Below are 14868 nucleotides of genomic sequence, written 5' to 3'. Positions count from 1 at the left end.
GAATCCGACGGCAGCCGAATGCCGCCGCGCGCCCGCATCGTGGCCAGCGCCATCGAGCTGTTTCGCCAGCAAGGCATCAAGGGCGTTGGTGTCGACGCGATTGCCGAGGCCGCCGATTCCAACAAGATGACGCTGTATCGCCACTTCGGATCGAAGGACGACCTGATCTGCGAGTGCCTCAAACAGGTTTCCGCACGGCGCGAACAGATCTGGCGCGATCTGGAAACGGCCTTTCCGGATGATCCGCTGGCGCAGATACGCGGCTGGATTCATGAAGCCGCCGAATGCGTGTTCAGTGACCCGCGCGGCTGCGACCTGGCCAATGCCGCCATTGAACTCAAGGAAGCGAATCACCCCGCTTTCAAAGTGATCGTCGATGCCAAGAAAGTGCACAAGCAGCGCCTGATCGACCTTTGCCGCATGGCAGGGGTCACACAGGCCGAACAATTGGCGGATGCGCTTGTGCTGCTTGTCGAGGGGGCCCGCGTGTGCGGCCAAAGTGCTGGCGTGGAAGGTCCTCAGCAACAGTTGAAGCGGGCGTGCGACGCCATGATTGCCGCCTATTCCGCCAAGTGACGGCTAGAGACGCCCTGTCTTTACCGTCCCAAACCTGACCATCCAGCCGAGACCAGTCGCGCAGCAGGCAAGACCGCTTGCGTGGGGGTGGAGGCAATTTCTGTACCCGGGGAAGCCAGACCACACGCAAGGCGTGCCGTTTGATTCACGCACTTGTTATCAGCGTTCATCGCAGGACCATGTACATTGCGTGATCAGGACAGGGCTCCCCGACACCCGCCGAACCAACTGCCCGCAAAGGGCAAAACGACACTGGTGCAAATCCAGACGGAGTGGCAATCGAATGGGAATAGCCTTCATGAACGACCGGATGCCCGAAACCCTTCCCTTCATAAGTCATGAAACACGTTCCGAGTGGCTGCTGCAGCGCGTCGCGATCCTGCGTCAGCATCCCAATTTCAGCGAAGCAGCGGCGGACTATGCGGACGACGCCGTCGGAATTTTTGAAGGCCGCTACATGGCCAACAAGGTCATGGCGAATGTCGCCCGGCAAGTCATCTGCATGTCGATTCTCGCACTGCATTTCACCCGCGACAATGGACATCACGGCGCAACCATTTCCAGCATCCAGAACATAACGTCGAGCCTGAAGCTCTGCAGCAAGAACACCACCTCGGCGACAATCGATCTTCTGGAGAATATCGGGCTTGTCAGCCGCGTGCTCGACGAAACCGACCACCGGAACCATCTGATCCAGCCGACTGACAAGCTGATATCCGGCATGCGCAGGATTGTCGGCGTTGCCATCGCGGCGGCCGACAAATTGTTTCCTTCGAGACATTACAAGCAATTGATCGACGGTACGGACGGCTTCCTCGAACGCTATTTCGCCTCCAGCCTGCATTCGCTGCTCAATGTCAGCACCATGATTTCCAACCTGCACAGTTCCCAACTCTTCGCCATCAGCGATGGCGGCGGAGTCCTGCTCTGCAAGCTGATGACAATGAAGGAACAGCAACCGGCAGACCGGGAGAATATCGTCAGCTTTCCCTATGATGAAATCGGCAATCTCTTCGGCGTGTCACGCACCCATATTCGCCGGCTTATGAAACGGGCCGAAGCGGAAGGGCTGGTGCGTCTGCTGGAAGACGGCGGCCGGCAGATCGAGATATTGCCGACACTCAATGACGTTTTCGAAAACATGGTCGCCGCCCATATAGCCCGCGCCCAATTCGACATTCATCTTGCCAACGGGGATTACGATCTGTTGCCCATAGATCGCAACGCCTGAAGACCTTCGCTTGCGGAAAGCGCACTCGCCGCGCCACCCGATCTCGACCATCATGCTCAAAAGAAATGACCCTGCCCCTTGGAAAGGCAGGGTCGTTGAGCATTGACTGGAGATCAATTGAACTCATTTGCCTTCCTGTTCAACGCAGTCTTGCCGCATGAACGAGAATTTGCCAGTTCACGTTGCATCCGATTTTCCAGGCAGTCAAAGGATAAAACTGGTGGCTTTTTGCTACCAACTTTGCGCAGCCAAATTGCGCCGGACGCGGCTTTCCCGCGACATTTGCGGAAAATTGCGGTTTTCGTGAACGGGATTCGTCGGTGACCTATAGCAGGATGCGGACCTTACAAAGATTTGATTTGCATCGAAAAACAGTAAGCCGGCTGGGCGTTTTGTGCAGCGGAAAGACAGGACCGACACGCCATGACGACATTTTGCTTCTGGGCGACTGGTGCAAATTAGCAACATTGCGTCTGGTAGCAATATACCACCAGTTATGTCCTTTGACCAAAAGGGTACCAAAGTAAGACATAAGTGAGGCACTGCGAATTTGGCTTGCCCCTAGAACAATGATCCTTCACTGGAGATCGACATGAATATCAAAACTCTTCTTCTCGGCTCTGCCGCTGCACTTGTTGCAGTATCGGGAGCTCGCGCTGCAGATGCAGTTGTTGTCGCTGAACCAGAAGCCGTCGAGTACGTCAAAGTGTGTGACGCATATGGTGCCGGCTTCTTCTATATCCCGGGCACCGAGACATGCCTGAAGATCGGCGGTTACATGCGCTACGATGCCGGCGGCGGTGACGACCCATACAAGGGCGGACACATGGGCGGCCAGAACGACACCTATTACAAGCGTGCCCGTGCCGAGGTGCGTTTTGATGCCCGGACGGAAACCGAACTTGGCACATTGCGCTCCTACATCCAGACGCGTTTCCAGTATACCGATGGCAATCAGGATGGCGCGTCCATTCCGCAGGCCTTTATCGAACTGGGCGGCTTCCGCGTCGGCGTGGCCGACGAAATCTTCGGCTCGTGGGTCGGATATGCCGGTAACATCATCAATGACGACGTGATCCAGTACAACAGCTTTGCCAGCAACCAGATAAGCTACACATACAACGCCGGAAATGGCTTCTCGGCGATCATCGCCGCCGAGCAGGGCGAAGTGGATCAGGGTTACGATTACCGCATCGATGACTACATGCCCCACGTCCTCGTGGGTGCCAAGTACGAACAGGGCTGGGGAACGATCTCCGGTATCGCCGGTTACGACTCTGCCGTGGAAGAATGGGGCTTCAAGGCTCGTCTGGACGTCAAGTTCACCGACACGGTTTCCGCCTGGGTGATGGGCGCCTACCAGACCAACTATGACGACCAGTCCTTCAACACCAATGTCAACCGCAACTGGTTCGGCACGTGGGAAGGCGACTACGCCATCTGGGGCGGCCTGGCTGCCAAGGTTACCGACAAGGCAACCGTCAATGCGCAGGTTGCTTACGAAGAACAGGGCACGATTGCTGCTGCTTTGAACGTGGCTTACGAGCTTGTTCCCGGCTTCACGATCACACCGGAACTCAACTACACCAAGTTTGACGGCGCGCGTAAGGACTACTCCCTTGCCCATGGCGGCAATGACGATGCCTTCGGTGGTATCATCCGCTTCCAGCGCAATTTCTAGTCATCGCAAAGGCTGATTGTCCGGGGCCGCAAGGCCCCGGTTTTTTTATGGGCGGAAAGCTGGCTCCGCCCGCCTCAACCAATCATGCATTCACGCTTGCCGGTTCCTGATGCCCTGCGGGCGGAACAGTATTATCAGGCGCCTTGATGCGGAACCACGCGATGTAGAGTGCGGGCAGGAACAGAAGCGTCAGCACCGTACCCACGATAATGCCGCCCATCATGGCATAGGCCATCGGCCCCCAGAATATTTCCCGGGCAATCGGGATCAGCGCAAGGCTGGCCGCGGCTGCCGTCAGCATGATCGGCCGCATGCGATGCTCCGTCGCTTCGACCACAGCACTCCACGGATCCTTGCCTTCCCGCCTGAGATCCTCGATCTGGACGACAAGGATCACGGAATTGCGGATCAGAATGCCGATCAACGCCAGGACGCCCAGCAAAGCCACAAAGCCAAGTGGAGAATTGCTGGAGAGCAACGCGGCAACGACGCCGATGATGGCCAGCGGCGCAACCGCAAAGACCAGGAACAGCCGCTGGAAGCTTTGCAGCTGGATCATCAAAAGGGTCACCATGGCAAACAGCATGAGCGGAGCAACGGCTGCGATGGGCGCCTGGGCCTTGCCGCTTTCTTCCACCGCACCGCCAACGACAACACCGTAACCCGGCGGCAGCTTGCCTGCGAACTCGGTAACCTTGGGCGCCAGTTGCGTCACCACTGTTGCGGGCTGAAGGTCACCGACGATACCGGCCTTGAGCGTTATGGTGGGTTGGCGCGCGCGACGCCAGACCACCGACTGCTCCAGCTCGTAGCGGAAGTTCGCAACAGCTGCAGCCGGCACGGACTGGCCGTTGCTGGTCGTCAGCTGGATGTTGCGAAGCTGGTCGATCGAGCCGCGTTCATCGGCGCGGGCGCGCACAACCACATTGATCAGATAGATGGAATCCCTGACCTGCGTGATCGTCGAACCGCCGACAACGGCATTGAGCGACGAGGCAATCGATTCCGAGGTGATCCCGAGCTGACGCGCCTTGTCCTGCAGCACGTCGACCTTGATGACGCGGGAGGGTTCGTTCCAATCGAAGGTGATGTCGCCGATGGATGGATTGCCGGCAATCAGATTGGCCATATCATGGGCGTAATCGCGCACCTTCTGCACATCCGGCCCGCTGACCCGGTACTGGACCGGACGGCCGACCGGCGGTCCGATATCCAGCAGATGGACAAAGGCGTCGGTGCTTGGGAACTCGTTCTTCAGCCATGCCTGCAACGTCGTCCGCAGCCGGTCGCGTGCCTCCAGGCTCTTCGTCACGATCACCGTCTGCCCGAAGAACGGATTTGACGGCTGCACATCGAATGACAGGAGGAAGCGGATGGCGCCCTGCCCGACATAGGAGCTCCAATGATCGATATCGGCGTTGCCGGCCAATTGCTCCGCCTCGAACTTGTCCATCTGCGCCTTGGTTTCCAGGATCGAGGCATTCTGCGGCAGGTTCCAGTCGACAATCAGCTCATGACGATCGGAGTTGGGGAAGAACTGCTGCTGGACGTGACCCATTCCGTACAGGGAAACCGCGAAAATCACGACGGTCGCGGCAATGGTCACCCAGCGGAACCGCATGCAGAGCAGGAGAATACGCTGGAACCACAGGGTAAACCGGCCGGGGTTCTCGTGCTTGTTCTTCATGGTCTTCGGCAGCAGCGTCACGCCGAGCAGCGGCGTGAAGATAACCGCCACGATCCACGAAACAACCAGCGATACGGCGATCACGACGAACAGCGTATAGGTGAATTCACCCGCCGCACTGCTGTTGAGGCCAACGGGAATGAAGCCGGATACCGTCACCAGCGTTCCGGTCAGCATCGGAAAGGCAGTGTGTGTATATACATAGGTGGCGGCCTTGCGCAGATTATCCCCTGCCTCAAGCCGCGCCACCATCATCTCGACGGCGATCATCGCGTCATCGACGAGCAAGCCCAGCGCGATGATCAGCGCACCCAGTGAAATACGCTGGAGCGAGATGCCCATATATTCCATCACCATGAAGGTGATCGCCAGAACAAGCGGTATGGCCAGTGCAACCACGAAACCGGCACGCATGCCCAGGCTGACAAAGCTGACCGCCAGCACGATGGCGACGGCCTCAAACAGGGCGCGCGTGAAGCCGGATACCGCCTCCTCGACGATTTGCGGCTGGTCCGAAACCAGATTGACGCCAACGCCCACTGGCAGATCCGCCGTGATCTGCTGCATCTGCGCCTTGAGGTGTTCGCCAAACTTCAAGAGGTTGCCGTTCGGCTTCATGCCGATGGCAAGACCGATGGCCTCCTTGCCGTTCACGCGGAACAGGCTGGTCGGCGGATCGATATAACCGCGGGTAACCCGCGCGACATCGCTCAACCGGAAGAAGCGGTCATTGACGCGAAGATTGATGGCCTGGAGGCTCTTCTCCGACACGAACTGGCCGTTCACCCGGATCATCACCCGTTCAGGACCGGTTTCGATGACGCCCGACGGGGTGATCGCATTCTGCGCCTGCAGGGTGCTGATGATGGCCTGCTGGTCCAGCCCGAGGGCCGCGACCTGCTTGGGCGAGAACTCCAGATAGATCGCCTCGTCCTGCGCACCCACGAGCTCGACCTTGCCGACATCGGGAACCGTCAGGATTTTCCGCCTGACGTCTTCGACGTAATCGCGCAGTTGCCGCCGGCTCAGCCCGTCGGAGGTAAAGCCGTAGACATTGCCATAGACATCGCCGAACTGGTCATTGAAGAACGGCCCGACGACCCCTTGCGGAAACTGCGGGGAAATATCGCGGATCATGTTGCGGACGCGGATCCAGGTTTGCGTGACGGCATCGCCGCGCACCGTATCCTTGAGGTTGAGGAAAATCGTCGTCGATCCCGGCGAACTGACACTGCGGGTATAGTCCAGCGTATCGAGTTCCTCGAGCTTCTTTTCAATCCGCTCGGTGACCTGTGTCGTCGTGTCCTCGACCGACGCTCCCGGCCATTGGGCCGAGATCACCATGGTCTTGATGGTAAAGTTCGGGTCTTCCTCGCGGCCGAGATTGAGATAGGAGAAAATCCCGGCAATTGTGAAAACGATCATGAAATACCAGACGAGAGACCGGTGATCGAGCGCCCATTCCGAGAGGTTGAACTTCTTCATAGCGGATTCCCGTCAGTCATCTTGATTTTCTGGCCTTCGACCAGGCTATGCGCCCCGGCTGTGGCGATCCGGTCACCGTCGGTCAGTCCGGACACGACAATGGCGTCCGCATTGGTGCGGTCTTCCAGTTTGACTTCCCTGGCCGAAACCGCCGCCTGCTTTTCATCGATCAGCCACACGAACGTCTTGCCATCCTTGTCGAGGATTGCCGTTGCCGGAATGCGGATGCGCGGATCCGCTGCGGTGGTGAGATAAGCCGTCACCGTGGTCCCCAAACGGAACCCTTCCGGCGGCTGCTGCAGCGTGATGCGGGTTCGGCGCGTGCGCGTGGCTTCATCCGCCTGCGGTGCGATTTCCCTGACAACACCTGCCGTCTGTATTGTCGGATCGGTCTGCAGGGAGACACCGAACCTGCTTCCCGCCTCGATCGCGCCGGCCACCGTTTCGGGAATATCGACCACCGCCTCACGGACATCCGGGCGTGCAACGACGGCCACCAGCTGGCCGGCGGTCACGGTCTGCCCGACATCCGCCTGCAGGGACGTCACCACGCCGTCGAAATCGGACCGCAGCACCGCATAGCCGAGTTCTTCGCGCGCCTTCGTCAGGTCAGCTTCCGACCGTACAACCGAGGCGACGGCGGCTTCATAGGCCTGCTGCGCCTGATCGACGACAGCTTCCGTCGCCGAATTCTGGCTGAGGAGCGCCTTCTGCCGGTCGGCCGTCGACGCGGCGTTGGCAAGCTGGGCCTTGGTGGACGACAAGTTCGCCTGCGCTGCCTGCACCGCGAGTTCCAGCGCGAGCGGATCGATTGCCGCGATCTCCTGCCCGTTCGAAACCTGGTCTCCGACGGACACATCACGGCGCACGATGCGCCCGAGGGTGCGGAAGCCGAGCTGGGTTTCAAAACGCGGTTCTATCTTGCCGGCAAATCCCCGGACCTGTAGGGTTTGCGATTTAACCACGACCGACAGAACCGGACGCACGACATCAGGCTGCTTGGCCTCGCCTTCCTTCTGGCAGGCACTGAGAGCCACACCCAGACAGACAAGGCTTGCGCCGTAAACGAGAACACGCCTCATGACGGATCACCACTCTTGATTGCTACAATCTCGGTTGGCCGCAACCTGGTTCCGCCTGTCGTCACCACCTGTTCGCCTGCCTGCAATCCGCCGCCAATCGCGACAGACAGCGACTCGTACGCCGTCACGGTCACGTCGCGCAGGTCGACGACGTTTGTTTGCGGATCGACGACCCAAACGGCCGGCTTGCCATTGTCCGAGGTCAAGACCGACGATGGCAGAACAGCCGCCTTGACGGCCGGCAATTTGACCGTTCCGATCACCACGGAACCAAGAGCCATCTGAGGCGTCGGGTTTTGCACCGCGACCTTGACCCGCACGGTGCCGGAGGCATCGTCCACCGTCGGAGAGACCTCGCGGATAATGCCTGTGGCCGTTATGGCGGGGTTGTCGAACAGAATAATCTGGATCTGCTGATCGCCGATGCTGCGCGTGACCAGTCCCTCATAGACATTGAAAATCGCGTCGCGCGGACCATCCACCGCCACCGTGAACGCAGTCGATGCAATCTGCGTCACCTGCCCCACCTCGATGTTGCGCGCGGTAACCACGCCGGAAGCGTCGGCTTTCAACTCGGTATAGGACAGGGTTTCGCGCGACGTCTGCAGTTGCGCCCTGGCTGCATCGAGCGAGCCCTGTGCCGTGCGCTGGGCTTCCTCGGCACTGTCATAGGCGCTCCTCGTGGTGAAACCCTGTGCGAGCAGTGCCTTTTGCCGGTCGAATGCCGATGTGGTCTGACGCAACTGCGCCTCGGCGGAACGGACCGCCGCATCGGACGCAGCAACGTCGGCCTGCTGCTGGGTCGGGTCGATACGCGCCAGCACGTCGCCGGCGGCGACATGGTCACCCACATCCACAAGCCGTTCGGTCACCTTCCCGCTCACCCGGAACGAAAGATTGCTGTCGATCTTCGCCCGTATTTCACCGGTTACCGAAACACTCTGCGCATAATCCGTGAACACGATCTTGGCGACATTCACCTGGGCCGGCGGCTTCTGTTCGGCCGCTTTTTTCGGCTGGCAACCGGCCAGCAGGGCAAGCCCCAAAATCATCACCAGCAGCCTGGGCACGGCAGACACATCATACCGTTGCCGCTGGCGCTCAACCACAAATCCGGAGGAGAAAAAGTCAGGCCGCATCATTCAACCAATCCATGAAAAGGTGTGGCGGGTATATTATTGACTGATCGTTCAGTCAATGTATAATGTTGTCCAAGTCGACTTCAAGGCTCCATTGGATGAAATCATGGCCGAAATAAAAAATGCGTCAAGCACAACCGGGCCGGACACCACCCCCGGCGTGCGGGCGCGCCGCAAGGCACAGCGCCCGCAGGAGATTCTGCATGCGGCTTTCGACGAGTTCGTCGAGCGCGGCTATACCGCCACGCGCATCGAGGATGTGGCCAGGCGGGCAGGCGTTACCAAAGGCACGATCTATCTGTATTTCCAGAACAAGGAAGAGTTGTTTCACGATGTCGTGCGCAAGCTTTCGCAACCGATTTTCAACGAAGAACAGTTCCTGAGCGAGCATCAGAACCGCCCGCCGCATGAGCTCATCCGGCTTTTCCTCGATACGGTTTACGAGCACATGACCGTCAATCCCTACTCGCGGGAAATCCTGCGTTTTCTGATTTCCGACGGCCGGAGCTTTCCCGAGCTGACAATGGCTCATTACAATGAGTTTGTCCTGCCCATGCTGACCATGTTTCAGAACCTCATTGAAAAGGGCGTCCGTGAAGGTGTTTTCCGGCCGGGAGCCGCGACCAGCGAGAGCAGCCATATCCTGCTCAGCCCGGCACTGACATTGACGATCGACAAACTCCTGGACTGCCAGACCAACCTGCCGCAACTCGGCGACTATGTGAACGCGCATTACGACATGATCATGCGCAACATTCAGAAATAGTGCCGCCCATGGCGGCTCATTCGGACACCTGTCTAGATGCCCCAGACAACGGCGCCACCGGTCAGACCCGCACCGGCAGCCGTCAGCAACAGCCGTTCACCCGGCATGAATCGCCGGTCACGCTGCGCCAGCGATAGGGACAGCGGAATGGTGGCTGCCGAGGAATTGCCATAGGCCGCTATGGTGCGGACCGTCCGCACGGCGTCAATGCCAAGATTGTCGCTGACGAGATCAAAAATACGCGCATTGGCCTGGTGCGGCACGAACCGGCTGACGTCCTGCGGGCCAATACGCGCATCCGCCATTGCCCGTTCGGCGCAGCGCGTCATCATGTGCACGGCCTGCGCAAACATTTCCTTGCCGTTGCGCATGGTCATCAGGCAGTCCGCCGCAGCCATGTCCGGCGAAAAAGGCGTCTTCGAACCGCCGGCGGGAATGGAGATCAAATCATAATGGCTGCCATCGGCGGCCAAATCCACACCGAGCAGGCCCGTGCCCGGCGCTGCCGATGGCGCCAGAACGACAGCACCTGCCGCGTCGGCAAAGAGGACGGCACTGGCCCGTTCCGCCGGGTTGATACGGCGGCTCAGAATGTTGGCGGCAACCACGAGAACCGGCCGCTTCTGCGTGCGGACGAAACCGTCTGCCAACGTCAGCGCATAGAGGAAACCCGAGCAGGCTCCGGCAAGATCCAGGGCACCCGAATTGACGAGCTTGAGCCGATGCGCAAGCAGCGGCGCCGACGGTGGCAGCAGATGGTCGGGCGTTGACGTGGCCAGCAGCGTCAAGGCGATATCGGCCGATTGCAGCCCGGCGTCATCAAGTGCCGACTGTCCGGCCTTTGCGGCGAGGTCGGTGAGCAGCTCGCCATCCCTTGCCCAATACCGGGTACGAATACCCGTTCTTCGCTCGATCCAGCCGGGCTCGAGCCCAAGGTTGACCTCTATCTCCGCGTTTTCCACGCAGCGCTCCGGAACGTAGTGACCCAAACCAATGATACGGCTCATCGCCTGCCTGCCGCAAACAGATCCGCGGCCTCGTCAATCGCGTCATAGGCACGATCAAGATCGCCCTCCTCCACGCCATAGGGCGGCATCAGATAGATGATGTTGCCAAGCGGGCGGATCAGCAGGTTTCGGGATCGGAAGAACGCCCGCAGTTTTGGTCCGGCATCCGAGAGATAACCCGATGCCGGAACATCCAGATCAAGCGCTGCAATCGTACCCGCCTGCCGCACATTGCTGAATCGGCCATCTGCGGCGAACCGTTTGAGTTTCCGGCGATGCATGGCTGCCAGCGATTGAATACGCGCCTCGACGGGCTCGTTTTCCCACACGGCAAGGTTTGCGAGGGCTGCTGCGCAGGCAATCGGGTTTGCGGTGTAGGAACTCGAATGAAAGAACATCCGGCTGCGGTCTGTCGACAGATGCGCATCAAAAACCGGCGCTGTGCACAGCGTGGCGGCCAGCGGCAAGGCACCGCCCGTCAAGCCCTTTGACGTGCACAATATGTCCGGCGCGATGCCAGCCTGAGTGCAGGCAAAGAGCGTTCCCGTACGCCCCCAGCCCGTCATCACCTCGTCGGCGATGAGCAACGTGCCATGCCGAGCGGCAATCCGCTTCAGTTCGGCCAGCACAAAAGCCGGGTACATCCGCATGCCCCCTGCCCCGAGCACCAAAGGCTCGACCAGCAATGCCGCGGCCTGACCGCTCCGGCACAGCCTTTCAAATTCATCGAGCGTGGCCTGTTCGTGGCCGGGCGAGGGAAACGGCAAACGGTCGACGCTGAACAACAGGGACTGGTAGGCCGCGTTGAAGACGCCGCGCTCCCCCGCCGACATGGTTCCAATCGTGTCGCCGTGATAACCGTCCTCCATGACGACAATGCGCGAGCGTGGTGCGCCGGTATTATGGAAGAAGCCGAGCGCCATCTTCAGCGCCACTTCCACGCAGGTTGACCCGCTGTCCGAATAGAACACGTGGGCGAGGCCCGCAGGTGCGACGGCCAGCAGGCCGCGCGCCAGCTTTTCCGCCGGCTCATGGGTGAATTCGGCAAAGATGATCTGGTCGTAACTGTCGCAGGCGGTGCGGATCGCCTCCATGATCAGTGGGTGCCGATGCCCGTGCGTGATGACCCACCAGGAGGAAATCGCATCAAGGATGGCATTGCCTTGCGCGTCAAACAGCCAGGCTCCCTCCGTTCTGACAATGCGTTTCATCGCGGGTTCAAGCGCGTGCTGGGTGAATGGATGCCAGACCGGCGAGGATATGAGGGCGCTAGTCATGCGGCTGCCGTCCGGAAATGCGCCACGTCGAAATGATCGCGAAAGGCTTGACGCAGCGCTTCGGGTGTCACGGCTTCAAGCAGTGGCAGCCGTCCGAGACAACGAACCTGTCCCAGCTCGCCGATGATATGCTGGGTATCCGCAACTTCATCGCCAATAAAGACGACACCGAAAACCGGCACCGAGCGCTGCCGCAAGGCCTCCAGCGACAGCAAGGTATGGTTGATCGTTCCAAGTCCGGTGCGGGCGCACAGAATGACCGGTATCCGCCAGCGGGAGAAGACATCGGCAAACACCACGGTTTCCGTCAGGGGAACCATGACACCGCCGGCACCCTCGATGATCAGCGGCGCCTCGATCGAGGGCGGGACCAGCAATTCCGTTTGTATCTCGACATTATCCAGCCGGGCCGCGCGATGCGGAGAGGCAGGCGTGCGCAGGCGCCATGCCTCGGGAATGATCCTTCCGACCGGTATCCCGCCGAGACGCATGACAGCCTCGCTGTCCGTTTCCCCCTCAAGACCGGCCTGAACCGGTTTCCAGTAAGAAGCACCAAGTGCACCGGCCAATGCGGCGGAAAAGACCGTCTTGCCGATATTGGTATCTGTTCCTGTCACGACAAAACGCTGCGTCATGCGGCCTCCTCGGCAAGGGCTATTTTCAGACAATCCAGCATCCGGGAAATCGCTGTCTCATCGACATTCAATGTGATCGCAATCCTCAATCGCGCGGTGCCTTCGGGTACCGTCGGCGGGCGGATCGCACGGATGTCGAACCCTTCCGCGCGCATGCGTTCGGCGATACGCAATGCACGGATCGTGCCGCCAATCATGATGGGCAGTATGTGCGAGCTGCTGCCGCCCATGCCGATTGTTTCTGCCAGATATGACCGGGCAAATGTCGAAAGGCGCTGCAGGTCCAGCCGGCGTCGGGGTTCCTCGGCAAGCATTTTCAGCGCCTCGCGCACCCCTGCAGCCATGAGCGGGGACGGGGCGGTGGAATAGATGAAGGAACGGGCGCGGTTCACGAGGTAATCGCAGACGACCGCATTTGCCCCCAGGAGCGCACCGGACACGCCCAGCGCCTTGCCGCACGTGTGCAGGAGGACAACATTGTCGCGCCGTTCCAGCCCGGTCGCGAGACCACGGCCATTGTCGCCGAACACGCCGGTGGCGTGCGCTTCATCGATGACAAGAAAGCTGTCATAGCGGTCCGCGAGCGCCGCAAGTTCAGCAAGCGGCGCGCAGTCCCCATCCATGGAGTAGAGGCTTTCCACTGCGATCCAGGCATGGCCGCTGCCGCCCGCCTTGCGCCACTTGGCCAATTCATTTTCGAAGCTGCCGACATCATTGTGCCGTGCCACCACCGCCTGCGCCCGGCTCGCGGCAATGCCTTCATGCGCGCTTGCATGGATGAGCGCATCGTGGACGATGAGATCGCCGCGCTGCGGCAAAGTTGAAAACAGCGCGGCGTTGGCCGCGTAACCGGTCGAGAAGTACAGCATCCGCTGTGAGCCGAAAAAGGCCGCCGCTTCTTCTTCCAGCAATACATGTTCCGCATGATTTCCGCGCAAGAGACGCGAGCCGCCCGATCCGGCCGGGACGCCGCGCTCCATCGCGGCGGCGATGGCGCTTCTGATGCGCTGCGAATGGGCAAAGCCGAGATAGTCGTTGGAGGTAAAATCGATCCCGCCATTCGGAATGAGGGAACGTCGCCTTTCCCTCCGTTCCAGCCCGGCCAAGGTTCTGCCGTAACCGGCGAGAAAGCCGGACATCACTCCGACGCACCCAGCGGCATGGCCTTCAGCCCCAACCGGCGGAACAAGGCCGCGTCCTGGTCCTCGCCGGGGTTTTCGGTGGTGAGCAACGTATCGCCGACAAAGATCGAATTGGCGCCGGCGAGGAAACACAAGGCCTGCATCTCGTCGCTCATGTCCGAGCGACCGGCGGAGAGACGAACATGGGTTTCGGGCATCAGGATGCGGGCAAGGGCAATGGCGCGGACAAATTCGATGGGATCCACCGGGGCAGCATCGGCGAGCTTCGATCCTGGAATGGGGATCAGCATGTTGATCGGCACGCTCTCGGGCGGCACGGGCAGGTTTGCCAGTGTAACCAGCATGGCGATATGGTCATCCACCGTCTCGCCCATGCCAAGGATGCCGCCCGAGCAAACCTTGATCCCGGCATCGCGCACATGCGCCAGCGTTTCGAGACGATCGGCGAAGCTGCGGGTGCTGATGATCGCGCTGTAGAAACGCTCCGACGTATCGATGTTGTGATTGTAATAGTCGAGACCGGCGTCGGCGAGCCTTGCTGCCTGTTCCGGCGAGAGCATGCCCAGTGTCATGCAGGTTTCCATGCCAAGTGCGCGGACACCTTCGACCATGGCAACGACCATGCCGATGTCGCGGTCCTTGGGGCCTCGCCACGCCGCGCCCATGCAATATCGCGTTGCGCCGCTGTCACGCGCCTTGCGCGCTTCCGCGACGACCTTTTCGACCTGCAGGAGCTTTGAGGCCCTGAGCCCGGTGGGGTAATGCGCCGACTGGCTGCAATAGCCGCAATCTTCAGGACATCCGCCGGTTTTGATCGACAGCAGCTTGCTCAGCTGGACGGCATTGGGATCGAAGCACCGCCTGTGCACCGTCTGCGCTTCAAACAGCAGATCATTGAATGGCAAATTATAGATTTTTTTGGCTTCATCAACGCTCCATCGCTCCTCCACATCGTTAGCGGACGTAAAATCTTCTGGCTTCTGCGGGGAAACTTTCAACATTTGCGTGCGGCCTCGTATGTTCTGCGCCATCTGATGGCTTATTATAGATAGAATCATAAATTATCTATAATTCTATAAGGCGCGCACAAAAATGCAACCGTCGTGAACGGCAGGCACAAGCGGAAGCGTTTGTCTGCTCAAAAATCGAAACGCAGGCGA

12 protein-coding genes are annotated in these 14868 nt (G+C 59.9%); 4 read left to right on the top strand and 8 right to left on the bottom strand.

Annotation, left to right across the window (positions count from 1 at the left end; all coding sequences use genetic code 11):
• Positions 1 to 18 precede the first annotated feature (18 nt).
• The 3 genes from J1W56_RS18260 to J1W56_RS18250 all read left to right on the top strand — a co-directional run bounded on the left by J1W56_RS18260 (position 19) and on the right by J1W56_RS18250 (position 3488).
• Positions 19 to 576 (top strand): TetR/AcrR family transcriptional regulator, encoded by a 558-nt coding sequence (locus J1W56_RS18260; RefSeq protein ID WP_223614724.1) that lies wholly within the window; start codon positions 19 to 21, stop codon positions 574 to 576.
• A 298-nt stretch (positions 577 to 874) separates the two neighbouring features.
• Positions 875 to 1807, top strand: a complete 933-nt coding sequence (locus tag J1W56_RS18255; protein WP_223614723.1) for a helix-turn-helix domain-containing protein — start codon at positions 875 to 877, stop codon at positions 1805 to 1807.
• 592 nt (positions 1808 to 2399) lie between these two features.
• A complete protein-coding gene (locus J1W56_RS18250; protein WP_223614722.1) occupies positions 2400 to 3488 on the top strand; it encodes a porin in 1089 nt (362 codons plus the stop codon).
• 82 nt (positions 3489 to 3570) lie between these two features.
• Here the strand turns inward: J1W56_RS18250 and J1W56_RS18245 are convergent, their stop codons facing one another.
• From J1W56_RS18245 to J1W56_RS18235, 3 genes are read right to left on the bottom strand one after another with little or no spacing between them, the layout of a single operon-like run.
• Positions 3571 to 6660, bottom strand: coding sequence for an efflux RND transporter permease subunit (locus tag J1W56_RS18245; protein WP_223614721.1), 3090 nt, complete (start codon positions 6658 to 6660; stop codon positions 3571 to 3573).
• Positions 6657 to 7742 carry an efflux RND transporter periplasmic adaptor subunit gene (locus J1W56_RS18240; protein WP_223614720.1) on the bottom strand — a complete coding sequence of 362 codons (1086 nt, stop codon included), beginning with the start codon at positions 7740 to 7742 and terminating at the stop codon, positions 6657 to 6659. Before J1W56_RS18240 ends, J1W56_RS18245 begins: the two co-directional genes overlap by 4 nt.
• Positions 7739 to 8884 carry an efflux RND transporter periplasmic adaptor subunit gene (locus J1W56_RS18235; protein WP_223614719.1) on the bottom strand — a complete coding sequence of 382 codons (1146 nt, stop codon included), beginning with the start codon at positions 8882 to 8884 and terminating at the stop codon, positions 7739 to 7741. The genes J1W56_RS18240 and J1W56_RS18235 overlap by 4 nt, the downstream gene beginning before the upstream one ends.
• A gap of 103 nt (positions 8885 to 8987) precedes the next feature.
• Between J1W56_RS18235 and J1W56_RS18230 the strand changes: the two genes are divergently transcribed.
• Entirely contained in the window at positions 8988 to 9647 is a 660-nt protein-coding gene (locus J1W56_RS18230; protein WP_223614718.1) for a TetR/AcrR family transcriptional regulator, read from the top strand.
• A gap of 32 nt (positions 9648 to 9679) precedes the next feature.
• Here the strand turns inward: J1W56_RS18230 and J1W56_RS18225 are convergent, their stop codons facing one another.
• From J1W56_RS18225 to bioB, 5 genes are read right to left on the bottom strand one after another with little or no spacing between them, the layout of a single operon-like run.
• Positions 9680 to 10654, bottom strand: coding sequence for a beta-ketoacyl-ACP synthase III (locus tag J1W56_RS18225; RefSeq protein WP_223614717.1), 975 nt, complete (start codon positions 10652 to 10654; stop codon positions 9680 to 9682).
• Positions 10651 to 11931, bottom strand: coding sequence for an adenosylmethionine--8-amino-7-oxononanoate transaminase (locus tag J1W56_RS18220; protein WP_223614716.1), 1281 nt, complete (start codon positions 11929 to 11931; stop codon positions 10651 to 10653). The genes J1W56_RS18225 and J1W56_RS18220 overlap by 4 nt, the downstream gene beginning before the upstream one ends.
• Complete coding sequence (bioD, locus tag J1W56_RS18215) at positions 11928 to 12566, bottom strand: dethiobiotin synthase (protein WP_223614715.1); 639 nt, start codon at positions 12564 to 12566, stop codon at positions 11928 to 11930. The genes J1W56_RS18220 and bioD overlap by 4 nt, the downstream gene beginning before the upstream one ends.
• A complete protein-coding gene (locus tag J1W56_RS18210) occupies positions 12563 to 13708 on the bottom strand; it encodes an 8-amino-7-oxononanoate synthase (protein ID WP_223614714.1) in 1146 nt (381 codons plus the stop codon). Before J1W56_RS18210 ends, bioD begins: the two co-directional genes overlap by 4 nt.
• Positions 13705 to 14709, bottom strand: coding sequence for a biotin synthase BioB (bioB, locus tag J1W56_RS18205; RefSeq protein WP_223614713.1), 1005 nt, complete (start codon positions 14707 to 14709; stop codon positions 13705 to 13707). Before bioB ends, J1W56_RS18210 begins: the two co-directional genes overlap by 4 nt.
• Positions 14710 to 14868: the final 159 nt, after the last annotated feature.

Origin of the sequence: Phyllobacterium calauticae (assembly GCF_019991125.1) — a bacterium.
Classification (GTDB): Bacteria; Pseudomonadota; Alphaproteobacteria; order Rhizobiales; family Rhizobiaceae; genus Phyllobacterium; species Phyllobacterium calauticae.
Note: the sequence above shows the minus strand (reverse complement) of the source record. Positions and strands in the feature narration are given on the sequence as shown.